29 protein-coding genes are annotated in these 25,308 nt (G+C 31.4%); 12 read left to right on the forward strand and 17 right to left on the reverse strand.

The annotated features are described in order from the left end of the window. Positions 1-37: 37 nt before the first annotated feature. A complete protein-coding gene (locus ACN0WI_RS05650) occupies positions 38-466 on the reverse strand; it encodes an organic hydroperoxide resistance protein (RefSeq protein ID WP_417885674.1) in 429 nt (142 codons plus the stop codon). Positions 467-792: 326 nt separating this feature from the next. Here ACN0WI_RS05650 and ACN0WI_RS05655 point away from each other — a divergent pair, with 326 nt between their 5' ends. The 3 genes from ACN0WI_RS05655 to ACN0WI_RS05665 are packed head-to-tail and all read left to right on the forward strand — an operon-like array spanning position 793 to position 3,765. Next, on the forward strand, positions 793-1,506 hold the full coding sequence (locus ACN0WI_RS05655) for a glycosyltransferase (protein ID WP_417885675.1): 714 nt from the start codon (positions 793-795) through the stop codon (positions 1,504-1,506). After that, complete coding sequence (locus ACN0WI_RS05660) at positions 1,506-2,132, forward strand: lipid-A-disaccharide synthase N-terminal domain-containing protein (protein WP_417885784.1); 627 nt, start codon at positions 1,506-1,508, stop codon at positions 2,130-2,132. Before ACN0WI_RS05655 ends, ACN0WI_RS05660 begins: the two co-directional genes overlap by 1 nt. A 7-nt stretch (positions 2,133-2,139) precedes the next feature. Continuing rightward, complete coding sequence (locus tag ACN0WI_RS05665) at positions 2,140-3,765, forward strand: ArnT family glycosyltransferase (protein WP_417885676.1); 1,626 nt, start codon at positions 2,140-2,142, stop codon at positions 3,763-3,765. Here the strand turns inward: ACN0WI_RS05665 and ACN0WI_RS05670 are convergent. The 4 genes from ACN0WI_RS05670 to ACN0WI_RS05685 form a co-directional block, all read right to left on the reverse strand. Then, on the reverse strand, positions 3,762-4,325 hold the full coding sequence (locus ACN0WI_RS05670) for a phosphatase PAP2 family protein (protein ID WP_417885677.1): 564 nt from the start codon (positions 4,323-4,325) through the stop codon (positions 3,762-3,764). The genes ACN0WI_RS05665 and ACN0WI_RS05670 overlap by 4 nt on opposite strands. 5 nt (positions 4,326-4,330) lie before the next feature. Further along, the gene (locus ACN0WI_RS05675) at positions 4,331-4,561 is read right to left on the reverse strand and encodes a hypothetical protein (RefSeq protein ID WP_417885678.1); all 231 of its coding nucleotides are present in this window, start codon (positions 4,559-4,561) and stop codon (positions 4,331-4,333) included. Positions 4,562-4,571: 10 nt separating this feature from the next. After that, entirely contained in the window at positions 4,572-5,945 is a 1,374-nt protein-coding gene (locus ACN0WI_RS05680) for an MATE family efflux transporter (RefSeq protein ID WP_417885679.1), read from the reverse strand. A gap of 62 nt (positions 5,946-6,007) precedes the next feature. Beyond that, positions 6,008-6,418 carry a hypothetical protein gene (locus ACN0WI_RS05685; RefSeq protein ID WP_417885680.1) on the reverse strand — a complete coding sequence of 137 codons (411 nt, stop codon included), beginning with the start codon at positions 6,416-6,418 and terminating at the stop codon, positions 6,008-6,010. A 185-nt stretch (positions 6,419-6,603) separates the two neighbouring features. Here ACN0WI_RS05685 and ACN0WI_RS05690 point away from each other — a divergent pair, with 185 nt between their 5' ends. Then, entirely contained in the window at positions 6,604-7,185 is a 582-nt protein-coding gene (locus tag ACN0WI_RS05690) for a hypothetical protein (protein ID WP_417885681.1), read from the forward strand. A gap of 40 nt (positions 7,186-7,225) precedes the next feature. Here the strand turns inward: ACN0WI_RS05690 and ACN0WI_RS05695 are convergent, their stop codons facing one another. The 8 genes from ACN0WI_RS05695 to ACN0WI_RS05730 form a co-directional block, all read right to left on the reverse strand. After that, entirely contained in the window at positions 7,226-8,392 is a 1,167-nt protein-coding gene (locus ACN0WI_RS05695) for a sigma-54-dependent transcriptional regulator (protein ID WP_417885682.1), read from the reverse strand. Then, a complete protein-coding gene (locus tag ACN0WI_RS05700; RefSeq protein ID WP_417885683.1) occupies positions 8,392-9,291 on the reverse strand; it encodes a DUF6268 family outer membrane beta-barrel protein in 900 nt (299 codons plus the stop codon). Before ACN0WI_RS05700 ends, ACN0WI_RS05695 begins: the two co-directional genes overlap by 1 nt. Position 9,292: 1 nt before the next feature. Continuing rightward, the gene (locus tag ACN0WI_RS05705) at positions 9,293-10,249 is read right to left on the reverse strand and encodes a mechanosensitive ion channel family protein (RefSeq protein WP_417885684.1); all 957 of its coding nucleotides are present in this window, start codon (positions 10,247-10,249) and stop codon (positions 9,293-9,295) included. After that, the gene (locus tag ACN0WI_RS05710) at positions 10,200-11,498 is read right to left on the reverse strand and encodes an ABC transporter permease (protein WP_417885685.1); all 1,299 of its coding nucleotides are present in this window, start codon (positions 11,496-11,498) and stop codon (positions 10,200-10,202) included. Before ACN0WI_RS05710 ends, ACN0WI_RS05705 begins: the two co-directional genes overlap by 50 nt. After that, positions 11,491-12,423, reverse strand: a complete 933-nt coding sequence (locus ACN0WI_RS05715) for an ABC transporter ATP-binding protein (RefSeq protein WP_417885686.1) — start codon at positions 12,421-12,423, stop codon at positions 11,491-11,493. The genes ACN0WI_RS05710 and ACN0WI_RS05715 overlap by 8 nt, the downstream gene beginning before the upstream one ends. A 185-nt stretch (positions 12,424-12,608) precedes the next feature. Then, positions 12,609-12,731 (reverse strand): hypothetical protein, encoded by a 123-nt coding sequence (locus ACN0WI_RS05720; protein WP_417885687.1) that lies wholly within the window; start codon positions 12,729-12,731, stop codon positions 12,609-12,611. Between the two features lie 562 nt (positions 12,732-13,293). Next, positions 13,294-14,415: a molecular chaperone DnaJ gene (gene dnaJ, locus ACN0WI_RS05725; RefSeq protein WP_417885688.1), complete on the reverse strand. Its 1,122-nt coding sequence runs from the start codon at positions 14,413-14,415 to the stop codon at positions 13,294-13,296. Between the two features lie 43 nt (positions 14,416-14,458). Then, entirely contained in the window at positions 14,459-15,049 is a 591-nt protein-coding gene (locus ACN0WI_RS05730; protein ID WP_417885689.1) for a nucleotide exchange factor GrpE, read from the reverse strand. A gap of 162 nt (positions 15,050-15,211) precedes the next feature. On the opposite strand from ACN0WI_RS05730, the gene ACN0WI_RS05735 reads away from it, so the two are divergent. Beyond that, positions 15,212-15,883 (forward strand): YceI family protein, encoded by a 672-nt coding sequence (locus ACN0WI_RS05735; protein WP_417885690.1) that lies wholly within the window; start codon positions 15,212-15,214, stop codon positions 15,881-15,883. A gap of 85 nt (positions 15,884-15,968) precedes the next feature. On the opposite strand, the gene ACN0WI_RS05740 is transcribed toward ACN0WI_RS05735, so the two are convergent. The 3 genes from ACN0WI_RS05740 to ACN0WI_RS05750 form a co-directional block, all read right to left on the reverse strand. Further along, on the reverse strand, positions 15,969-16,874 hold the full coding sequence (locus ACN0WI_RS05740) for a TIGR01777 family oxidoreductase (protein WP_417885691.1): 906 nt from the start codon (positions 16,872-16,874) through the stop codon (positions 15,969-15,971). 76 nt (positions 16,875-16,950) lie between these two features. Next, a complete protein-coding gene (gene mnmD / locus ACN0WI_RS05745; protein WP_417885692.1) occupies positions 16,951-17,619 on the reverse strand; it encodes a tRNA (5-methylaminomethyl-2-thiouridine)(34)-methyltransferase MnmD in 669 nt (222 codons plus the stop codon). Position 17,620: 1 nt separating this feature from the next. Further along, a complete protein-coding gene (locus ACN0WI_RS05750; RefSeq protein WP_417885693.1) occupies positions 17,621-18,133 on the reverse strand; it encodes a DUF4920 domain-containing protein in 513 nt (170 codons plus the stop codon). A 102-nt stretch (positions 18,134-18,235) separates the two neighbouring features. Between ACN0WI_RS05750 and ACN0WI_RS05755 the strand changes: the two genes are divergently transcribed. After that, positions 18,236-19,303, forward strand: coding sequence for a branched-chain amino acid aminotransferase (locus ACN0WI_RS05755; protein WP_417885694.1), 1,068 nt, complete (start codon positions 18,236-18,238; stop codon positions 19,301-19,303). Positions 19,304-19,527: 224 nt separating this feature from the next. Further along, positions 19,528-21,378 carry a hypothetical protein gene (locus tag ACN0WI_RS05760; protein ID WP_417885695.1) on the forward strand — a complete coding sequence of 617 codons (1,851 nt, stop codon included), beginning with the start codon at positions 19,528-19,530 and terminating at the stop codon, positions 21,376-21,378. On the opposite strand, the gene ACN0WI_RS05765 is transcribed toward ACN0WI_RS05760, so the two are convergent. Next, a complete protein-coding gene (locus ACN0WI_RS05765) occupies positions 21,379-21,765 on the reverse strand; it encodes a hypothetical protein (protein WP_417885696.1) in 387 nt (128 codons plus the stop codon). 44 nt (positions 21,766-21,809) lie between these two features. Between ACN0WI_RS05765 and ACN0WI_RS05770 the strand changes: the two genes are divergently transcribed. The 5 genes from ACN0WI_RS05770 (at position 21,810) to ACN0WI_RS05790 (ending at position 25,203) form a co-directional block, all read left to right on the forward strand. Continuing rightward, on the forward strand, positions 21,810-21,995 hold the full coding sequence (locus ACN0WI_RS05770) for a hypothetical protein (protein ID WP_417885697.1): 186 nt from the start codon (positions 21,810-21,812) through the stop codon (positions 21,993-21,995). 40 nt (positions 21,996-22,035) lie between these two features. After that, positions 22,036-23,070, forward strand: coding sequence for a GyrI-like domain-containing protein (locus tag ACN0WI_RS05775; RefSeq protein WP_417885698.1), 1,035 nt, complete (start codon positions 22,036-22,038; stop codon positions 23,068-23,070). 3 nt (positions 23,071-23,073) lie between these two features. Next, positions 23,074-23,445: a fluoride efflux transporter CrcB gene (gene crcB / locus ACN0WI_RS05780; protein ID WP_417885699.1), complete on the forward strand. Its 372-nt coding sequence runs from the start codon at positions 23,074-23,076 to the stop codon at positions 23,443-23,445. A 171-nt stretch (positions 23,446-23,616) separates the two neighbouring features. Continuing rightward, entirely contained in the window at positions 23,617-23,955 is a 339-nt protein-coding gene (locus ACN0WI_RS05785) for a P-II family nitrogen regulator (protein WP_417885700.1), read from the forward strand. 33 nt (positions 23,956-23,988) lie between these two features. Next, complete coding sequence (locus tag ACN0WI_RS05790) at positions 23,989-25,203, forward strand: ammonium transporter (protein ID WP_417885701.1); 1,215 nt, start codon at positions 23,989-23,991, stop codon at positions 25,201-25,203. Positions 25,204-25,308: the final 105 nt, after the last annotated feature.

Genomic DNA, 25,308 nt, shown 5'->3' on the forward strand with positions numbered 1-25,308 from the left:
AACCTCTTTTTGTATAATTTATAAATTGATAATAAGATTATTCTTCATCAATCATTAAATTAAGTGTTACATCTATATTATCACGAGTTGCTCTAGAGTAAGGGCAAACTTCATGAGCTTCGTTTATTAATTCTTCTCCTTTTTCTACTTCAATATCTGGGATATAAATATCTAAAATAGCAGATAATTCTAAATCTTTTTCTTCTGTTTGACCAAGATCTATAGTAGCTGTTACATTATAATCTCCTAAATCTACATTAGCTTTTTTAGCAATCATTTCTAAAGCACTTCCAAAACAAGCAGAATAACCTGCTGCAAATAATTGTTCGGGATTACTATAATCTCCACCTTCACCACCTAAACTTTTAGGCATGGCTAGTTCAAGATCTAACACACCATCATCACTAATGGTTCTTCCATTTCGACCACCATCGGTAGTTACTTTTGCTGAATATAAAGTTTTCATTAAATATCTTTATTTATTAATTATTGGTCAAGATACTATTCTTGTTAAAAGCACTCAAAAAACTCTTCCTAAAGTTCTTATAAATTATAATTAAAAAATAAATTAAGATATAAAATTCTCTTTATACCAAGCAATCTGAAGTTTTAAACTGGCTGTAAGATAGTTATAAATTTACTGTATATTTTTTATGTTTTGGTTTTAAAAATTTGAATAAAAATATTTCTATCATAATTTGATTCATTTCTTATAACAAATGATTGATATTTTCATTTAAAACCTAAATTATTTTCAATTTATAAATACATTTGCTCTCGAATTTGAAACTTATGTACTATCAATTTACGATTATCACTCCAATATTTAATGAGGAGGAAAATCTTGAACGCTTAGAACAACAACTAAGTACTTATTTAGAAATTGCAGTAAAACCTACTTCTATTTTATTAGTTGATGATGGTTCTACAGATAATAGTTTAGAAATGATTGAAGCTATTAGTGCACGTAATGAGCACTTTTATTTTATTTCTTTTGAAAAAAATCAAGGTTTAAGTGCTGCTATAAAAGCAGGTTTCGATTATGCTAAAACTCCTTTAATTGGATATATAGATTCCGATTTACAAACTGATCCTGAAGATTTCAATCTGCTAATGGATTATATAAGTGAATATGATTTGGTGACTGGATGGAGATCTAACAGAAAAGATTCTTTTGTTAAGAATATGTCTTCTCGTATTGCAAAAGGAATCCGTTGCAGTTTCACTCATGATGGAATGGAAGATACCGGATGCCCTCTAAAAATTATAAAAGCAGATTACGCAAAACGAATCCCCATGTTTAAAGGATTACACCGTTTTCTTCCAGCTATGGTTATGTTACAAAAAGGCACCGTAAAACAAATACCCGTAAGACATTATCCAAGAATTGCAGGTACTGCAAAATTCCATGTTTGGAACCGATTACTAGGACCATTATTAGATTGCTTTGCTTACTTATGGATGAAAAAAAAGTATATAAATTATAAAGTGGCCAAGAAAGGATGATGATAGATTCTTGGCATATTTTTACAATAGGCTTTATTGCTCAGCTTTTATTTTCAGGCAGGCTACTGCTACAATGGTTACTTTCTGAAAAAAAGAAAAAAGTTTTAACCCCTTCTTTTTTCTGGAAATTAAGTTTGTTTGCCTCTTTTTTACTTTTTGTATATGGCTATTTAAGAGATGATTTCTCGATTATGTTAGGGCAAGCTTTAACCTATTTTATTTATATTCGAAATCTTCAACTTCAGAACGAATGGAAAAAACTGCCTAAACTGTTTCGATTATTTCTATACATTTTCCCAGCCTTGATTCTGTTTTATTCCTATCATAATGGCAATCAAGATTTCGAAAAGCTCTTTAATAATGAAGCTATTCCCTTTTGGCTTTTAATTTTAGGTTCTATTGCTCAAATTATTTTTAACTTACGTTTTTTTTACCAGTGGCTATATTCTGAAAAGAAAAAAAAATCAAGTTTACCATTTGGTTTTTGGTTATTGAGTTTAATAGGAGCTTTACTTATTTTAATATATGCCATTATCAGAAAAGATCCAGTACTATTTGTTGGTCATATTTTTGGTAGTGTTATTTACGTTAGAAATATTATTTTATTAAAAAAATATAAACAATAAAAAAAGTATGAAACATACACCGCATCGGTATATATGGGTATTAACTGCGGTATGTATCCTAATATTCTTTTTTAATTTAGACGCCATCTATGTAAATATCATGGAGGCGCGGAATTTTGTTACCGCCCGAGAGATGTTCACTTCCAACCACTGGATACTCACAACCCTAAACGATTTACCTCGCTACGAAAAACCACCTCTACCCACTTGGCTTACCGCTTTTTCTGCCGAAATTTTTGGCCAAAATACACTTTGGGCTTTTCGATTACCTGCTGCTTTAGCGGCTACACTATTAACTATTAGTTTGTATAATTTTGCAAAATGCTTAGAAATAACTCGAAAACAATCATTTATAGCTAGTTTAATTCTTACTTCCTCTTTCTATATTATTTTTTCAGGTAGAAATGGACAATGGGATATTTTCACTCATGCTTTTATGATGGTTACCATTTACTTTCTTTTCTTATTTTTCAAAAATTCACATCAATTTTACCGAAATGCAATTATGGCTGCCCTATTTTTAGGGTTCTCGATCTTAAGTAAAGGGCCAGTTTCATTATATGCGCTATTTCTTCCTTTCCTTATTGCATTCTTTATAGTTTACAAAACAAATAGCTTTAAAAAAAAGTGGTTCGCTTTAGCCATTTTTATATTTTTAAGTTTAGCTATTGGTAGTTCGTGGTTTATTTACGTTCGGATGGCTGATCCGGTTGCTTTTCTAGACATTACTACTGATGAAGCTTCGAATTGGGGAAGTTACAATGTACGCCCTTTTTATTATTATTGGAGTTTCTTTACCCAAAGTGGAATTTGGACCATCCCTTCTTTTGTAGCCTTGCTATATCCGTACCTAAAAAACAAAGTTAGTAATAAAAAGGCATATCAATTTTCGTTATTATGGACATTGCTTTCTGTAATATTACTTTCAATTATCCCTGAAAAGAAATCGAGATATTTACTACCCGTTCTTATCCCAATGGCATTAAATACATCTTTCTATATTGAATATTTAGGCAGTCATTTTTCAGCATTAAAAATTAAAGAAAAGTGGGTAGTATATTTTAATTTTGGATTAATTGCTTGTATTGGATTCGCTTTTACAATTGCGGCTCCTTTTTTCTTAAATTTAGAAGGAGAACATTACATCTGGTATATTCTTACTTCTATTGCTTTATGCGTATTAGGAATCGGTATTTTATATTTTCTGAAACAACAAAAAATTACACGTGTATTCTACCTAACAGTAGCTTTTACCGCTGCAATTATAGTTTTTGCCTTTCCGTTAATAGATACACTACTAGATAATCCCAATTTTAAATCTTTTGCTACATTACAAAATGTAGCGAATAAGAAGAATTTTAAGGTTTATGAATATGACTCATTTTCTCCGGAAATTGTATGGGACTATGGAAAACCATTGCCATTACTACTATATAAAGACAGCTTATCAATCCCTAAAGATGAAAAATTTGGACTGCTACATGAAATAACCGAAGATTTCCCAACTAATCGATTTAAAAACTATGAAGTAAAAAAAATAGATCGATATGATTTAAATCAAGTAAATCCCGATAAATCGGGCTATAAAGAACGATTAATTAGAGATTTTTATATCTTGAAAAAGAAAAACTAAAGATTTATTTTTTGCATTACAAATTGGTGAATATAATACCATAATATTCCGTAAAATGCACCAAAAAACATTCCCACAATGATATCACCTGGATAGTGAACTCCAAGATATACCCGACTATAAGCTACAGCAATAGCCCAAAAAATTAATAAATAAAGTAATTTTGGATATTTTTTTCGAAAAAGCAAACCTAAAAAGAAGGTTATAGCCATGGAATTTGAAGCATGACCGGAATAAAAACCATAACTACCACAACGTTTTGCTACAATTCTGGCATACTCCATCACACCTTCTTGTCTACAAGGACGTAAACGTTCTATTCCATGTTTAAAGGCATTCGCCATCTGGTCGGTACAGGTTATTAAAAGTGCTATAAAAATTAAGGTAATAGCACTATATTTCCAGCCGAAAGTTTTAAATAACAGAAAAAGTAATATAGCATATAATGGAATAGCCATCCATTTATCACTAATAAATACCCATAACCCATCCCATCGCTGACTTCCTAAATTATTCAAATATAAAAATAGCTCTTGATCTAAATGAATAAGTTCTTCCATACTAATTAAGATTCTTCGTAGCGAGCTACTTCTCTATCGTAAAACTCATTAGCTTCTGTTATTAAGTTTTCAGCTTCATTCGCTAATTCCTCTTCATCTGATTTATCAAAATCTTCTAACCATTCAACCTCATCATTTTCAAGATTTATAATAAATCTTGGAAACTCAGTATGTACTACAAAAATAGCATCGGGATAATCGGTATTATCACCTAACAAAAATTTTGGAAATTCCATAAATATATGATTATGAGTTTTGTATTAATTCTTCAGGATCAACTCCTGAAATCATTTTTTTGCTAAGATAGTTGAATCTTAGAAATAGCATTAAAGCAGAGGCTGTTAATCCTCCTAATAATCCTAACCAAATTCCTAAACTACCTAATTGACCTTCTTGACCAAAATACCAAGATATTGGAAAACCAATCATCCAATACGAAACAAAACAAATTGCGGTTGGCATTCTTACATCTTGAAAACCTCTTAACGCTCCTAAAATTACAACCTGAAGCCCATCACTCAACTGGAATAATGCGGCAATTATTAATAACTGAGAGGCTAATACAATAACTTCTACATTATCAATATAATAAGTAGGCAACCATGTTTTTAGCAAAATAAAACTTATAGCAAATACCAGCTCTATTAAAAAAACCAACAAAAATAACGAAAATGCAATTCTGCGTAATTCATGATAATGCCGTAAGCCTTTTTGATTTCCAACCCGAACCGTTGCTGCTACTCCTAACCCTACAGCAATCATAAACGTCATGGACGATAGATTTAGTGCAATTTGATTGGCTGCTTGTGGAATTGTCCCTAGAGTCCCCGCTAAAAATACAGTAGCGGTAAAAATAGTTACTTCAAAAAACATCTGTAAAGCGGTAGGAAAACCTAACGCAATCATTCGTTTAAAAATATCAGCTTTAAAAAGCTCTTTTTTAGACCATACAAAATAGGGCTTAAATAGCTCTTTTCGCCTTAAGATTTCCCATATAAACCAAATCATAAAAAATCGAGAAATCAATGTTCCAATACCTGCTCCTCGTAGACCTAGTTCCGGAAAAATCCATACTCCGTAAATTAATAGGTAGTTAAAAATCACATTTACAACATTGGCCATGATTGTGGCATACATGGCATATTTGGTTTGTGATAAACCATCTGCAAATTGTTTATAAGCTTGAAATACCATTAAAGGTAGCATTGAAAATGCAACAATTTCGAGATATGGAAGTGCCAAATCGACTACTTCTGGAGGTTGATTTAAATAATACAATATAGGCTTACAAAGCAATAAAAGCAGAAACAAAAATATTCCGTTTATTCCACACAGTATAAGCCCATGATGAAAATATCTTCGTCCCTTGTCGATATTATTCTCTCCATCTGCCTCTGCTATTAATGGAGTAATCGCAAACGAAAAACCAATACCGAGAGATAAAGCAATAAAAACCATACTATTCCCTAAAGAAACTGCTGCTAGTGGTGCTGCTCCTAAACGCCCAACCATAATATTATCGGCTAACCCTACTAAAACTTGTCCCAATTGTCCTAACATAACAGGGAAAGCAATAGTTAAGTTTCTACCGAACTCTTTTGTGTAATTTGAAAACTGCAAACCTTAAAAATTTAGTCCGCAAAGATAATGGCTTTTCGTTCCATTCAAATTGATTTTTTAATTTAAAATTTCGCGTTGAAGAAAACTAAAATAAGTTCTTCGTGTGAAGTTGCTTTTTTAAGTTTCAATAGTAATTTTACTTCAGAAACACCATAGCCTAAACTAGCTACTCGATCCATTAGATATTCTCTAAAATCTTCTAAACTTATATAAGTATTCGTCTTTTCAAATATTAATCTAGTTTTATAAATCTCTGGCAAAAACCCAAAAAGTTTTTTATAAGCTCGAAAAGTTCCTTTTTTTCCGGTAATTTTAAAAATAGATCCTTTGCAGTCGCAAAATAGTTCGTCTTTCAAATACCTTTCAAAATATATATCATCTTTATAACTATAATTATCTAGCAATAAAAAGCTCATTAGATCTTCTTCTTTTTGCCAATTGGGATTGGATATATTTAATAAAGGAAATTTCAAAAAATAATTTATTTAAAAGCATTGCTTACTATATAGCAATTACTTATTAATTTTATAAAAACTGACTATAAATTATATTAAATAATGTTATTAGAATTTAAAAAATTTTATTTATTCTAATGAAATTTGAAATTCTAAAAGCGCGTTAAAATTATTATATTCGCAGTCTAATTTTGAAGCAAACCATGACGCAGGAAAAGAAATCGGAAATTATTGAAAAGGTCTCTACCTTATTACAAGAAATACCTTCCTCTATGGATGTGGTAAAAAAAGGAGGCAACGAAGAGAAACGCTACAAATACTTAGCAACTCATATGGTTAATAAAGCCATAAAAAAAGATGCTTTAATTGTTAGTGAAGATGGTAATGGTATTGCTATTTTATTTAAAACAAGCAAAAAAGAAGAATCTTTTTGGAAAGAAGCTTGGGCTGAATTAGGTTTAGTTGTAAATGTAACTGGTTTTAAAAATGCACTAAAAATTTTAAAAACTCAGAATTACATTAAAAAACAACGTCCTCAGGAAGGCGAATATCTTTATTGCTGGTTCTGGGGGATTTTAAAAGAATCTAGAGGTGCCGGTACGCAAGTTGGTGTAAAAATGAAAGATGAATTTTACCGAAGAGCTAAACAATACAATTTACCATTATACGCCGAAACTAGAATGCGTAAAAATGCAATTGTGTATCAAAAATTTGGGTTTGATTTATTTCATAAGTGGGATCATCCTAGCGGGGATACTATGTATTTTTTACGATATATTCCATAATAAAAATTAAAAACCGGTTTTTTAGCCGGTTTTTTTATACTTATAGTTTGCTAGCAAAAAGCTTTACATCTTCTTCTGTAATTTCTTTCCCTCCCAAAATTATTAAGCGTTCTATTACATTTCGTAATTCTCGTATATTTCCTGTCCAATCGTATTGTTTTAACTCTTGTAAGGCTGGATCGGTAAATTCTTTTTTATTAGTGCCTTGTTCTGCAGCAATCTTTTCTGTAAAATAATTTACTAATAATGGAATATCTTCCCGACGCTCATTTAAAGAAGGGACTTCTATTAAAATCACCGCTAAACGATGGTATAAATCTTCTCTAAAATTCTTGTCTTCAATTTCTTTTTTAAGATCTTTATTAGTTGCGGCAACTACGCGCACATCAACCTTAATATCCTTATCACTACCTACTCTAGACACTTTATTTTCCTGTAATGCACGTAACACTTTAGCTTGTGCAGAAAGGCTCATATCACCTATTTCATCTAAAAAAATAGTTCCACCATTGGCGGCTTCAAATTTACCAGCTCTATCTTTATTAGCCGATGTAAAAGCTCCTTTTACATGTCCAAATAGTTCACTTTCTATAAGTTCTGAAGGAATTGCTGCACAGTTTACCTCAACCATTGGTCCTTTAGAACGTTCACTTTTTTGGTGTAACCAATGTGCTACTAACTCTTTTCCAGTTCCGTTTTTTCCGGTAATTAAAACACGGGCATCGGTAGGTGCTACTTTCTCTATTATTTGTTTTATATGCGTAATAGCTTCAGAATCACCAATCATCTCAAAATTCTTACTTACTTTTTTTTTGAGTTTGGTATTTTCTACCACCAATTCTTTTCGATCTAAAGCATTCCGAACCGTATTAAGTAACCGATTTAAATCTGGTGGTTTCGAAATATAATCGAAAGCACCCATTCGCATGGTTTGCACGGCTGTATCTAAATCCCCATGACCTGAAATCATAACAATAGGAATTTCAGGCTTAATTTTATGAGTGGCTTCTAATACTTCAACACCATCCATTTTTGGCATTTTAATATCACATAAAATGAGATCAAAATCTTCATTTTTAATAATATCCATGGCAACCAAACCATCTTCAGCTTCGGTTACCTGATAATTTTTATTTTCTTCATTTAAGATTTTAACCAGCACTCTTCGAATGGCTGCTTCATCTTCTACTAATAATATTTTTGACATTATAATATACTAAATTTAAGTCCGCCACGTGAATAAAACGTATTTGTATCATTTATGGTATATACATCGTCTTTATTACTATCGCGTAAACGGATATCATTAATTAAAGTATGTCCTGTATAAATATAAAAGGAAATATGTTTTGAAAAATTATACTGATACCCTATTCCTGCCAATAATATAGTCATCGACATACTTTCTGCAATATCTTTAGTGTCATTTACCACAGGTGTCGCTTCAAATTCATCTTGAATATTGGCAAAAAAGCCATCTAAAGTTATAAAAGTTTGCAGTTCATTTCTCTTATTAATGTGGTATTTTAAATTCGATTTAGGAATACCCAGCGTATATGACCAATTTGGATTAAACTTTTTATAATAATTAACTACCGGTAGTGGAAATGGAAAACCAGTGGTTGTAGAATAATGCATCCCAAAAATAAGCCGCCATGGCTTTTCAGCTTCTTTTTCTATTCTTATAAAATATACTGCTCCATCAAAAATAAGGTCGTCGCTATAAATATCGTTTGTTGAAAAATTTGAAGCAGCTTTGACTCCAACCTCTGCTCCCATTCTCCACTTCCCTCTCAAATTAAAAATCGTACCTAAAGAAGCAGTAAACGATTGAAATCTATCTAAATGTAACGTCTCAAACTGTGCGGGATCTTCATACTTAAAATTTACATTTCTATATTCTATCCCAGGAATTATATAGGTACCTTTCTTTTTTAGTTCAATTGGAAAATTTACAAAACTTCGAAATCGTCTAAATGAATTATCGGAATTAGATTGTGGAAAATACGTGTATTCAATTCGAACTAAATCTGTAGTTTGTGCGATAGATTTATTACTATTCACAACTAAAAATAATACCGAAAAAAGTAATAGTATTTTCTTCATATTAACTGGTTTCTGTTTTTTGTGAAGTCTGAAATAAATGAACATCTCGCTGAGGGAAAGGAATTGAAATATTTGCCTCTCGAAATGCATCATCGATTTTAAACCGAAGTTCACTTTTTAATTTTGGATCTGTAAAACTATCATCAATATAAAAATAGATTCCGAATAATAGTGATGAGTCTCCAAAATCTTCAAATAGCACAAAAGGGACAGGATTTTCTAGAATTCCTTTTTGTTCTGAGGCACAATTCAATAAAATCTCTTTTACTTTTTGTGTTGGGCTTCCATAGGCAACTCCCACTTTTACATTCTCTCGAGTGGTTCGGTGGTTTTGGGTATAATTATAAACGGTATTACTAATAAACTTATGATTGGGAATTATCATTACTTTATCATCTCGAGTAAGTGCTCGTGTAGTTCGTAATTTTATTTCAATAACCCGTGCTACTTTTTCTTCTATCTCTATAACGTCCCCTACAAGTAATGATTTATCTAAAATGATAAAAACTCCTCCTATAATATCCTGAAACAATTCCTGTAAAGCTAAACCTACTCCTACAAAAAGTGCTGCAGAAGCTGTAAGCAGGATTGTAATATTTATTCCGGCGGAACTTAATGTTATTAGAATAACAATTAAATAAACAATGTACTTAACAAACTTAAATATACTTAAAAACTTAAGTTTGTCTTCCTTTAAAAGCCTTTTCAGAATAAAAGAACGTATAAAACGCAATAATAAACTGGTAATAATAAATACAAATATTACCAATAATACTACACCTACAGTAATTTCTACCGAATCATTTTTACCATAAGAAAAAATTGCAAAGTCTAGCGCATTTTTTATAGTGCCCCAAATATCTTGCTCAATTATTTTTGAAATATGACTCGATGTATCTTGCTGCATATTAATATTTAAGCCACTTATAAATTTCTTTATAACTAGCTTTTTTGCCATACATTAGAATTCCAACACGATAAATTTTAGCAGCTAACCATACTACTCCCATGTTGGTTACTACCAATATAAGAATAGAAAGTGTAATTTCCCACCATGGTACACCAAAAGGAATACGCATTAACATAACTATAGGAGATGTTAACGGAATCATAGAAAAAATTGTACTTATGGTACCGTGTGGATTCTCTATTACAGCGAAAAAACCAACATAAATACCTAACATTAATGGTAAAATTACTGGAAACATAAATTGTTGGGTATCAGTCTCGCTATCTACTGCTGCTCCAATAGCTGCATAAATAGCACTATACAAAAAGTATCCGCTTAAAAAGTAAATTAGAAAATATATAATTAAACTAAAAATAGGCAAATTAAGCACATCTTTTACTAACTGATTAATTTCAGGCATATTTGCTTGTGCTGCTTGAATGTGAACATCTTTGGAACTTCCTAAAAGATCTATTCCAAAATATAAGCCTGCTAAAGAATACAAAACACCACCCAAAATTACCCATATAGTAAATTGTGTTATTCCTGCAAGAGATGTTCCTAATACCTTACCTAACATTAATTGCATAGGTTTTACTGAAGAAATAATAATCTCGATAATTCTATTTGTTTTTTCTTCAATAACACTACGCATCACCATATTTCCGTAAATAATAATAAACATCATTAACAAATATCCTGCTGCGCCTCCAAAAAACATTTTTAAATAATTTGCCATTTTCGAAGTATGTTCTCCGGAGAAATTTTGTATCTCAACATTCACATTGGCTTTGGCATTATCTATCTGGGAAACATCAATCCCACGAGCTATTAATTTATTTCGAGTTAACCGCTCGGATATTGTTTTCTCTATATTTTTAATAGTTCCTAATCCGGGAGATTCTTTTCCGTAAAATTCTACATCTCCTGATAATTGAGAACTAGTAGTTGCCTTGGGAATATTTATAAGTCCGTAATATCCATTTTTCTTAACTATATTTTTAGCTTCCTCAAGCGTAGAGGAAGAAAAATCGATATACTGAAGATTTGAATCATCTTGAAAATCCTCTGTAAATAAACCTGTTTCATCGTGTACACCAATTGTATAATGTTCACTATCATTTAGAACGCTTAAATAGGCAATTAATACAAACATACCTACTAGAATTAGTGGACTAAGAAACGTCATTACCACGAATGACTTATTTCTTATTCTTGCTAAATATTCGCGTTGTATTATAAGTTTTAAACTACGCATTACGAGTTACCGTTTTTATGAATATATCGTTAACAGAAGGGATTACCTCTTCAAAATGGTTTAACTGACCTTTTGTTAATAAGTATTGAATTAATTCATTTGAAGTAGTTCCGTCTGGCAATTTTACACTTAACTTAAGGTCATTACTAATACTTTTAAACTTGGCAGTTCCAATTTCATATTTAGACTTAAGATCGCTTACTAATTCTACTTCATTTAAAGTTTCTAAACCAATCTCGTAAGTATTGCTTTTATAAGCTTTCTTTATTTCCGAAACCTTACCATCTAGCAACTTATTAGATTTATTAATCAGCGCCATATAATCACAAAGCTCTTCGACACTTTCCATTCTATGTGTAGAAAAAAGAATAGTTGCTCCTTTCTCTTTCAGTTCTAAAATCTCTTTTTTTATAATATTTGCATTGACAGGATCGAAACCACTAAAAGGCTCATCAAAAATTAATAGTTTCGGTTCGTGCAAAACAGTAATTACAAATTGCACCTTTTGCGCCATACCTTTTGAGAGTTCTTGGATTTTTTTATCCCACCAATCTAGAATATCTAGTTTTTGAAACCAATACTGTAATCTACTTTTAGCTTCAGCTTTAGATAAACCTTTCAACCTAGCTAAATATAAGGCTTGTTCTCCAACCTTCATCGATTTGTACAATCCACGCTCTTCCGGCAGATAGCCAATATTCATTATATCATTTGGCTGTAATAAATTTCCGTCCAAAAAAACTTTACCTTCATCAGGCATTGTTATTTGATTGATAATTCGGATAAAAGTAGTCTTTCCAGCTCCATTTGGCCCTAATAAGCCAAATATACTTCCTTTAGGAATGGTTATCGATACGTTATTAAGCGCGGTATAATTCCCAAAACGCTTATATACGTTCTCTGCCACTAATAGATTTTCTGCCATACCTTTTATTTGTGGGGGTAAAGATATTCAATTAGGGCAAGACTTATAAAAATACGGTAATTTTTTTATAAACCATAAAAAACTTCCTTCAAAAGGTAGTTTAAATTCTATGCTATTTTAAAACTAAATTATACGTAATAACATATTAATTTTCCAAAATTTAAATATATAATCCCATATTTAGCTCAAATATTAGGTTGTATAATTTGCGTACCGCCGCCAACTCTAATAATCCCAGAGGTACTAATTTGAATTTCTTTACCGTCGAAACCATCTAATAGTCGAAAATCTTCAAATTGTGAAGTCATTATTTTAGAAAGAAAAGATATAGTATAATTCTTAACAAAATTAAGTAATTAAACATTATTAGTGAGTTCCTGTGATTTTGCTAATTCATTTTTACATCTATATAATCGAAAGGAAAACATCATTAACAGGTAATAAAATAGTATATCTGTCTACAAACTTAGAAGAACTATACAAACTAGACTTTTTAAATAATTTAATAAAGTTAGAATAATAACGATCTATTTTAACTAATTCTGCTATAGCGGAATCTTCTGTAGATTATCTATATTACAAAAATACTTTTCCTGAGTAGAAAATAATAATTCAATAAAAAATGATCAAATTACTAGATATATTTTCTTCGTTTTAATAAATTATTTTTGACTACTTCAAATCAAAAAACCATATAAAACACTTAAAACGAGATAAATAATATTCAAAAGAGATTTAATGAAGTTGTTAAAAATAAAACCCACCCTTATTGGGATAAGGATGGGAAAAAAATTGCTATGAAAAAGAAAAATTCTCACTAAAAGTCTTAGTGAGAATCAAATATATAAATTTTTTCTTAAAATTAAGTCTTTAAGAAAACATATCTTTAACTTTTTCAAAAAACGATTTATCTCCCTTCTTAGGGTCAGGGCGGAAATTATCGTCATTAGCCATTTTTTCAAAAAATTCGCGTTGCTCTTTATTTAACGTTTTTGGTGTCCAAACATTTACATGTACTAATAAATCTCCATGTCCATAACCACTAAGGCTTTTTATCCCCTTACCGCGTAGACGAAGAATTTTACCGGATTGTACCCCAGGCTCTATTTTTATACGAACTTTTCCGTTAACAGTTTGTATTTCTTTAGAAGCTCCTAAAGTTGCTTCAGAAAAACTTACATACAAATCGTAGTGTAAATTATCTCCTTCTCGTTGTAAACTTTCATGAGATTTTTCTTCAATAGCAACTAATAAATCACCTGGAATTCCATTTCCTGGAGCTTCATTACCTTTTCCAGCTACTTTTAGTTGCATCCCATCTTCTACACCAGCAGGAATTTTAATTGAAACCATTTCCTCCTGAATTTTCAATCCTTGCTCGTCGGCATCAGCTGGTTTCTTATCAATCATCTGACCGCTACCTCCACAAGTCGTACACGGAGAAGCTGTTTGCATTCTTCCTAGTATTGTATTGGTAATACGAGTTACTTGACCGGTTCCATTACAGGTAGAACACGTTTTATAAGTAGTGCCTGGTGCTTTTATTTTTCGCTTTACTTTTATTTTCTTTTCAACACCATTGGCAATTTCTTCTAGATTTAGAGACACTCTAATTCTAAGATTACTCCCTTTAGCACGACGTTGACCGCCACCACCAAAACCAGAGAATCCTCCACCACCGCCGAAGCCGCCGCCAAAGATATCTCCAAATTGGCTAAATATGTCATCCATATTCATGCCGCCGGTACCACCGCCAAAACCACCGCTACCATCAAAAGCTTGGTGACCAAAACGATCGTATTTTGCTTTTTTATCTTGGTTACCTAATACTTCATACGCTTCCGCTGCTTTTTTAAATTTAGCTTCGGCCTCAGTATCTCCCGGATTTTTATCTGGGTGATATTTGATAGCCATTTTTCGATAGGCTTTTTTTATTTCTGCGGCAGAAGCATCTTTGCTAATTCCTAGTATGTCGTAATAATCTTCTTTCATGATATGTATTGATCTTGCGATTAATTGTTATAGTTGTTGCTAATTACTTACCAGTAACAACTTTTGGATAACGAATAATGCGCTCTCCTAATTTATATCCACGTTCCACTACATCAACTATTTTACCTTTTAAATCCTCATTTGGAGCTGGTATTTGAGTAATAGCTTCATGTTTATCTGCATCAAAAACTTCTCCTTGCTCTACTTCTACTATTTCAAGACCTTTGCTATTGAGTGTTTCTTTAAATTTAGTATGGATAAGTTCAACTCCTTTAACTAAATTTTCATCATCAGTTTTTCTAATTTCGATTAAGGCTCTGTCAAAATCATCTAAAACCGGAAGTAAGGCTAGCATAACTTCCTTGTTAGCTGTTTTAAAAAGATCTAAACGTTCTTTAGAAGTTCGTTTTTTATAATTTTCGAATTCTGCGAATAATCGTAAAAACTTATCTTTTTCTTTCTGAACTTCTTCTTTTAATTTCTCTTCTTGAGAAACTACATCTGTATCGTCGTCGTTATTATTAGCTTCTTCTATTTCCTTCTCTACTTCCTCGATAGCTTTATCTAAGTTCTCTTCAACTTTATTTTTTACAGAATCGTCTTGTCCTTTAATATCTTTATCTTTTTTCGTCATCGTACCTTAATTATTTTGTGAGTCTATTGTCAAATTTGTTGCCAAGTAAAATCTGGTGTCAAATTGTCATCCTATATTTTAATATTTTTTTATGATTACGCTAACTATATAGCAATTACATTTGGGGTTAAACTAAATTGCAAAAAAACTAAATTTCAACAGATGAAAAAAAACATTGTAAAGATTTTTATGGCAGTGGCCATTATAGCCGGAACAAGTAGCTGTAAAAACAATGAGAACAAATCTAATACTCAAGATGCTCAAGAAGTAGCTGAAGCTAGCAACGAATCTGTAGCTTACACTGTAGATCCTGAAGCTTCAGAAATTGAATGGATTGGAAAAAAACCAGCCGGACAGCACATGGGAACTATCGGTTTTGCTGAAGGTACTTTTATGGCTAATGATAGCCTTATTGAAAGTGGTAACTTTACAATTGATATGACATCTATCAACGTTACTGATTTAGAAGGTGATGATAAATCTGACTTAGAAGCACACCTTAAAGGTACTGTTGAAGGTAAAGAAGGAGACTTTTTTAACATTAACCAATATCCTGAAGCTACTTTCGAAGTTACAGATCTTAAAGAAAGTGACGGAAAAACAATGCTTTCTGGTAACTTAACTATTAAAGATAAAACGAACAATATTACATTCCCAGTATCTATAAAAAAATCTGATGATGCTTACACCATTACAAGTGATGAGTTTACAATAGATCGTACTAACTGGGATGTAAACTACGGATCTAAATCTGTATTTGACAGTTTAGGTGATAACTTTATAAACGATGATATCACTTTAAAGTTTACTATTAGAGCTGATAAAAAGGCCTAAGTACATTTTCTATTTCTAAATAAAAAAGCCACAATTTTTGAATTGTGGCTTTTTTATTTCTTTTAATCTAATCTCAACTCTTTATTTACTTCAGCAAATCACTTAACGCTTTGTTTAACCTTCTATATTCAAAATGATAACCGTGATCTTCAATTTTTTGGCTACTCACTAATTGGCTTGATAATAATAACCGAGCCATTTCTCCAAAGTAAGCTTTAAGTATAAAAGAAGGAACATTTGGCAGCCATAAAGGTTTATTTAATTGAGAAGCTACTTCCTTAGTAAGCTCTTTATTAGTAACAGGATTTGGTGCTACTCCATTAAATACACCTCCTATTTCTTCTTTTAAAACAAATAAGAAAATTTGTGCTAAATCGGTAATATGAATCCAAGATTGCCATTGTTTTCCGCTTCCTAGAGGAGCGCCAACATTATAAGCTACAGGTTGTTTAAGCTGATCTAATATTCCGCCGTTTTCTGCCATCACTAATCCAATTCTAATTTTTGAAGTTTTAATTCCTAAATCTTTAAAATTGTCTACAGCAGCTTCCCATTTTACTACGACTTCACCAACAAAAGAATCGTCGATTATTGTTTCATCTTCTGTATATAATTTCTGTAGCGAACTTTCATAAATACCAATTGCACTTGCCGAAACAATTTGTGAAACTTGGTGTGGATTTTTAGCTAGTGTATCAAACAATAAATTAGTAGATTCTACTCTACTTTCTATAATTGCTCGTTTATTTTCTTTTGTCCAACGTTGTGCAATACTTTCTCCTACCAAATTAATTATAGCATCAACTCCTTTTATAGCATCAACATCTATTTCCTTCTTGTCAGGATTCCATAAAAAACCACGATAATTTTCTTCATTTTTGATTTTCTCCTTACTCGTAGTAAGATAATTAACCGAAATATTTTGTTTCCTACATAAATCGGTTATCTTACTACCAATTAATCCGGTAGCTCCTGTAATTAATATCCGCATTGCATTTTTTTGTTTTAAGGTACTTTGGATGGCTAAATAATCAAACAATTTTCACGGGCTTTAACAGCAGATTTATCTAATTTTTAACGGCTCGAAGCATTTCTCTTTTTCCCGGTGGCCCAGGTAAGCGCTCAACTTTAAAACCAACTTCCTGCATAGCCCTACGTACGCTTCCTTTTGCGGCATAAGTAACTAATAATCCTTCTTTCTTTAATGCGTTATACATTTTTTCAAAAATAGCTACAGTCCATAATTCAGGCTGAACTCTAGCTCCAAAAGCATCAAAATAAATTAAATCGAATGCATTAATATCTTGGATATCTTTAAAGTCCTGTTTCCGTTTTTTTAAATCGAAAATTGAAGAAATAGCCGTTTGTTGTCCCCATTCGGCGTTGTGAAGTTTTTCAAAATAATTTCTTGCATCTTTAAAATTAGTAAGATTATCCGGATAATCTAAACTCTTAATTTCTTCTTCACTTACCGGATAAGCTTCTACTCCAGTATATTGTATGGCATGTTCAGATCCGTTTAATATTGTTAGTAATGCATTTAAGCCGGTACCAAAACCAATTTCTAAAATTGAAATTGATGATTTCTGATTTATATTTTCAAACCGTAATCCCATTTCAATATAAACATGCATAGCTTCCTGTATTGCACCATGTTTAGAATGATACTGCTCGTCTAATTCCGGTAAATGTATAGTTACCGATCCATCTGCTGTTCTTATAATTTTGCGCTCCAAATTATTGTTTTATAAGTACGCCATCTGCCATAAAAGACCATGTTCTTTTAGGTTCTATAATTGCTGCTATTTCTTCTTTAGTTTTTCCTGCATCTTTTGCATAATGGCGTAATTCTTTTACAGATACTTCTTTTAAAAAAGCTTTACCTTGAGCTATTACTTGCTTTCCCTCTATATTTTTAGGTACAAAAAATCCGTAATCTTTAAATCGAATTCTAATATCTTGTGTTCCAGGAACAGCTAATTCCATCCAGCACCCCTTTTTCTTACATACACTGCTAGCAACCGCTTCTATTTTTATAGAAATAGTATCTCCTAATTTTAAATTTCGATAGTGTTCTTGAATATCATTTTGAGAAAGAGCATTTTCAGAGTAAATTTTTTCACCAAAAGATTTGTAAGTAGATTCTTGTATCTGTTCATTTTTCACACTTTCATCAGAAGATTGTGCACTTACCTGTCCACAACCTATCAAAATAAAAATAAAACCAAGTAAAATTGTAAATTTTCTCATAGTAGATATATTAGATTAGTTAGCTTAAACTTCAAAATTACCAAAACTTTAGATTTTTAAATTGCATTAATTTCGGTAAATTTGAGTTTTAAATGAAAAAAAATGGAAAACATTAAACAAAACTTACAAATCACAAAAGTAAAACAATCTAAACTAGCAACTACCGATTTAAGTAAACTCTCTTTTGGTCAAACTTTCACTGACCACATGTTTGTTTGTGATTATAAAGACGGCTCTTGGCAAACACCACAAATATTACCTTATGGTCCGCTACAACTAGATCCTTCTGCTAAAGTTTTTCATTATGGACAAGCCGTTTTCGAAGGAATGAAAGCCTATAAAGATGAAAACGACAAAGTTTGGCTTTTTAGACCAGACGAAAACTTCAACAGAATAAACAAATCAAGTAAACGTTTAGCTATCCCTGAATTTCCAGAAGATTTTTTCTTTGATGGATTAAAAGAATTAATGCAACTAGAAAAAGATTGGATTCAAAAAGGAATGGGTAATTCTTTATACATCCGTCCATTTGTAATTTCTACCGAAGCAGGCGTTTCTGCATCTCCTGCAAGTGAATATCGTTTCATGATTATTTGTTCTCCTGCACAAGCATACTACAGTGGTGAAGTACGCGTAAAAATTTCTGAAGATTATAGCCGTTCTGCAGACGGTGGTATTGGTTTTGCAAAAGCTGCCGGAAATTATGCCGGACAATTTTATCCAACCGATTTAGCTAAAGAAGAAGGTTATCAACAAGTTATCTGGACCGATTCTAACTCTCACGAATATTTAGAAGAAGCCGGTACTATGAATGTGTTTTTTAGAATTGGGGATAAATTAATAACTGCTCCTACTAGCGATAGAATTCTAGATGGCGTTACTAGAAAAAGTATTCTGGAATTGGCTAAAAACGAAAATGTAGAAGTAGAAGTACGTAAAATAAAAGTAAGCGAGCTTACTGAAGCTGCAAAAGCGGGAACTTTAAAAGAGATTTTTGGTTCAGGAACTGCTGCTGTAGTAACTCCTATTTTAGGTTTTGGTTACAAAGGAGAAAAATTTGAATTACCAACAATTGATGATTCTTACGGAAAAAGATTTAAACAACAATTGTTAAATATACAGTATAATATAGCAGAAGATAAATTTAATTGGCGTTATGCTATAGATTAATCTTTATTTGTTTTACAATACAAAAAATGCGTTTCGTAACTGAAACGCATTTTTTATTGCTATAAATTTGAATAGAAAGTTTTATGAAACTTAAATACCTCTTAATTTGTAGTTAATACTATTTTTATAACGCTATAAATATATAATTTCGCATAACTTTTTAATTAATTAAAACCTGATTGAAACATCTTTTCACCATATTTTGTTTATTCTTTTGTTTAACTGTGTTTTCTCAACAAAACGACAGCTTACCTAACATACAAATACGAAATATAGATTCTATAAAGAATAAACGAAACGATACATTTTATAAAAATATTCAGAAAAAATCGTACAATAGTAAATTCACTAAACTGTTGTATGGCCTTATGTTTGAACCGGTAAATCCATCGAACGAAAAAAAAGCTGTTCAAAAAATAGAAAATCAATTACAACGAAATTTTAGTATTTCACAAGGTAAAATTATCCGACATATCCATGTAAAAAGTTTAGATCCTTTTGGATATACTGAAAAAGACACCACCGTAAAACCACATAGAAAAATAGATAAAATCGGGAATGCTTTACACGGCAAAACAAAAGCATTTACGGCAAAAGGCTTGCTTTTATATGATAAAAATGAAAAATTAGATTCTCTTAAAATTTTAGAAACTGAACGTATAATGAGGAATCAAAAGTATATTAGGCGTGTTTTAACACGACCTAAACCTGTCTCTAAAAATTCAGATTCGGTAGATGTATATATATATATATTGGATAGTTGGAGTTTAAGTGTAGATGGAAATTTATCCAGTAAAAAAGGAGAATTACGTTTACGGGAATATAATTCTTTCGGATTAGGACATCAAACTACTCTTGCTTACAAAACTGGTTTTTCTAAAACGGACGATGGTTTAAAAAATGGTACAGGATATACCGTTGGTTATCGAGCTCAAAATATATTTAATTCCTACATCAATACTGAATTACTTAGAGATGTTGAAACCGATAAATCATATAAAAACTACGTAAGCATAGATCGTGATTTTTATTCCCCCTACGCACGTTGGGCAGGGCAAGTTAGTATTCAAGAAAATTTATACCGAGAAAATATTTATCATCAGGAATTCGACACCATATTTAAAACCCCTTTAAAAATTGGAGATTTTAATATTTGGGGTGGTTATGCTATTCCTATAGCCAATAAAAATTCTAAAGAAAAATTGCCTACAAATTTGGTGTTAGCTGCTCGCTATACCAAGCGTAAATACCTAAAAAAACCTGGTGAAAAAATAGATTCTGTTTCCTATTTTTCGAATCATAACATCATTTTAGGTTCGGTTGGTATTCGTAAAATCAATTATACTCGAGATCGATATATTTTCAGAAATGGTGATATAGAAGATATTCCGATCGGTAACAGTTATATTATTAATGCTGGCATACAACGTAACCAAGGCTCTCATGACAATATGTATTTAGGTATAGACCTGACTTTTTCTGATTATTTTAAAGACTTTGGATATTTAGCTACTAATATTCAATACGGAAGTAATTTTTATAATGGAGAAGCCAACCAATCCCTTTTTAAATGGCAAAATACCTACTTTTCACCTATATTTTCTATAGGTACTTGGCATTTTAGACAGTTTGTACGTTCTGATATTGTAGCAGGAATAAAGCGTAAAGAATTTATAAAAGATAGGATAACTATTAATGAAGAAAACGGCATAGAAGGTTTTAATAGCCTTGAAGTATTTGGAACACGAAAATTTGTGCTTAACTTTCAAACACAATCTTACGTTCCATTTAGTTGGTTAGGTTTTAGAATGAGTCCTTATGTAAATTTCGATCTAGGTTTTATTGGAGAAGAACCCAATCCCTTTTTTGAGAATGACTTATATACCAAAGTAGGTTTCGGGTTCTTAATTAGCAATGATTATTTTGTATTTGATAATGTGAAAATATCTTTTGCATTTTTCCCCGATGTTCCGGGACGTGGGCAAAACATTATGAAGCTCAATGTAAATACTGATAATCAATTTGATTTAGAACCTTATCGATATGAACCTCCACATATTTTAGAATATCAATAATTATTGATCTAATATCTTTTTTATGTTAGGTTTAAAATAATCAGGCCCCTTCATAACTTTACCATCCTCTCTATAAATTGGTTTCCCATCTTTTCCCAATTTACTCATGTTACTTTCTTGTATTTCTTCAAAAACCTCAACAATTTTGTGTTGCATCCCATGTTCTAAAATGGTACCGCACAAAATATATAACATATCACCCAAAGCATCAGCTACTTCTACTAAATCATTATTCTCTGCTGCTTCTAAATACTCCTCATTTTCCTCTTTCATTAATTCGTACCGTAACTTATTTTTCGCATTTCCTAAACTTGGTTTCATATCCTCGGAAACACCTAATCCAAATGTTTCATGAAATTTTTGTACAGCTTCTAGATACTTTTTCATTAAATTTTTCTTTATTCGATTAACTTTGCGTAAAAATAACTAAAATGTTTAGCACAGGTCAATTAATATTCGCGGTACTCTTTTTCATTGCATTCGTCTCTGTAATTATATTTACATATCGAAAAGATGCAAAATTACACCGTAAATATTATAAAGGAAGTTTTTTTGTTCTACTAGCCTTTCTTTTTTTCATTGCATTGTTGGTAGTTATAAAAATGGAGTTATATTAATACTATTATTAATTATATTAGCTAATAAGCCGATTGCATTATGAAAATTTTTAAATATATTTTATTTCTTATACTAATCTTTGTTATTGGAGGATCTATTTATATAGCTACACAAGAAGGGCATTATAAAATTGACTATGAAGAAACGATAAATGCACCTCAACAAATGGTTTATAATGAAGTTTTAGATTTAAAAAATTGGGAATATTGGCTTCCATGGTCATTTACCAAAATTGAATTTAAAAATATTAAGAATGATACTATAGATATAAACAAACCCTATTTACAATGGGAGAGTTCTGTTATAGGAGATGGTAATCTAACTACTCACGAAGCTTTAGCTTATAGTAGTATAGTTCAACAATTAAAAGTTGAAAATTTCCTTGGAGAATCAAATGGTAAAATGTACTGGAATTTTGAAGCTATTGCTCCCCAAAAAACTAAAGTAACTTGGGGAATTAAAGGTAAAAAAAGTTTTAAAGACAAACTGGCGGAATTAATAACCGGAGAATCTACTATAGAGCAGCTAAAACCTAAACTTAAAGAAGGTCTAGATAATATTGAAGAAGTTGTTCTTCGTAAAATGAATAAATACAACATTACTACAGAAGGTGTTGTTCAATATGGCGGTGGTTATTATTTATATAGCAGCACTTCTAGCAAATTAAGCCAAATAAGTAATAAAATGCGCCCGATAGTTCAAGCTATTGATGCTTTTATGAATAAAAACGAAATAGAAAAAATTGGAAACCCATTAGTTGTATACAATGAGTACAATACTTCTAATAATTCGGTAATTTTTTCAGCCGGGTATTTTACATCTACTCAAATAACTACTCCAATAAATTCTAATATTTTAAGCGGAAAAATTCCTACACAAAAAGCATTAAAAACTATTTTAAAAGGAAATTATAAAAACTTAGAAAAAGCTTGGCAAAAAAGCTACCAATATATTGAAGAAAATAGATTAGAAATTGATTCTACCAGACACAGATTCCAAGTTTATCTGTCGGACCCTGATAAAGTTGTAAATCCTGCTAAATGGAATACTCATCTTTATATTCCTATTAAATAAATCATGAAAAATATACTATTAGTTTTCCTTGGTGGCGGCTTAGGGAGTATTTTTAGATATTTAATCAGTAAATTTTTAAATAGCACAGACCTTAATATCCCTTGGGGAACATTTGCGGTTAATATAATAGGAAGTTTCCTTATTGGTTTATTTATTGGTTCTGCAATAAAACACAATAATTTAGGAACTCCATTATACATATTATTAGCCACAGGATTTTGTGGAGGCTTCACTACTTTTTCGACCTTTTCATTTGAAAATCAAGCACTTTTCAAGTCTGGAGATTTCCTAAACTTCATAATTTATGCTTTTGGAAGCTTGTTTTTAGGAATTATTGCTGCCGCTATAGGCTTATATTGTTCAAAATTAACCTAAGATTAATTATAAATATACTACTGAAAATAAAATTTTACTAATAATAATAAAATACCCCTAAAAATTTAGGGGTATTTTTATTTTTTTTACATTTATTTAAGCAACACCCCACATTTTTTTACTTTAATTAAGAAATTTTAATACATTTAAAATATCAAACCTGAAATTCTTATGAAAAAAATTGAAGCTATTATTAGAAAGTCAAAATTTGACGAAGTAAAAAAAGCCTTACATAATAATGATGTAGTTTTTTTTACATATTGGGATGTTACCGGAGTCGGTAACGAAAAACATGGTCATGTGTATCGTGGTGTTTCGTATAGTACTTCAGACATTCAACGACGCAAATTATCCATTATTGTCTCCGATGATTTTCTAGATAAAACGATTAATGCCATTTTAGAAACTGCCTATACCGGTTCAGTTGGAGATGGGAAAATTTTTGTTTCTGATATTGAGGAAGCGTATCGAATTAGAACTAAAGAAAAAGGAAGCCAATCTCTAAAATAACTAATTATTAACTACTGAAATACTACTATAATTATGGATACTAACGCAGTCTTAGATTTAATGTGGATTGTAATTTGCGGAATACTAGTCTTTTTTATGCAAGCTGGCTTTACTTTAGTGGAAGTTGGTTTCACAAGAGCTAAAAACTCTGCAAATATAATCATGAAGAACCTTATGGATCTCGCTGTCGGGTCAATTGCCTTTTGGGCTATTGGTTATACAATTATGTATGGCGATGATATTGCAACATTCATAGGTACTCCAAAACTTTTTTACGATCAAATAGGTGATATGCACAATCTATTTTTTCAAACTGTATTTTGTGCAACAGCAGCAACCATTGTTTCTGGTGCAGTTGCTGAAAGAACAAAATTTTCAACCTATCTTGTTTTCTCACTTTTAATGACTACCGTTATTTATCCGATATCCGGACATTGGGTATGGCAAGGTGATGGTTGGTTAAGTAATTTAGGTTTTATAGATTTTGCAGGCTCAACCGTTGTACATTCGGTTGGTGGATGGGCAGCATTAGTTGCAGCGGCATTAGTAGGCCCGCGTATTGGAAAATATACTAATGGAAAATCTAATGCTATTCCAGGGCATAATATGGTTTACGGAGCATTAGGGGTATTCATCCTATGGTTAGGTTGGTTTGGTTTTAATCCAGGTTCAGAATTAGCTATATCTGGAGATAGCGCTAATAATGTAGCAGGCATTGTAATAACAACAAATTTATCGGCAGCTGCTGGAGCTGTAGTTGCATTATTTTTAACATGGATTCGATACGGAAAAGCAGATATCTCGATGACATTGAATGGGGCTTTAGCTGGTTTAGTTGGTATAACGGCAGGTTGTGCAGCAGTATCCCCAATGGGCTCATTTTTTATAGGAATTATTTCAGGTATTGTCGTTGTATTTTCTATTGAATTTATAGATAAAGTATTAAAAATCGATGATCCAGTAGGAGCTATTTCAGTTCACGGTGTAGTAGGTGCTGTAGGAACTATTTTAGTTGGTGTTTTTGCTACCGATGGCGGTTTATTATATGGTGGTGGTTTCGGACTATTAGGAGTTCAAGCTATTGGCGTAATTGCTATTGGCGCTTGGGCTATGGCTACTACATTCATTTTATTATCCATTTTAAAAGCTGTTATGGGAATACGTGTAACTGAAAAAGAAGAATTAGAAGGTCTAGATATTCACGAACACGGTGTAGACTCTTATCCTGAATTTGGAAAAGATAAATAATCCAAAAATTAATAGTATATCCAAATATAGAAGTTGCAGAAAAAAAGGAGCACTTGGCGGAGTGCTCCTCTAAATAAATTTCTGCTTGTACTTTTATTCAATTCA

The organism is Zunongwangia sp., assembly GCF_048269745.1.
Lineage (GTDB): Bacteria > Bacteroidota > Bacteroidia > Flavobacteriales > Flavobacteriaceae > Zunongwangia.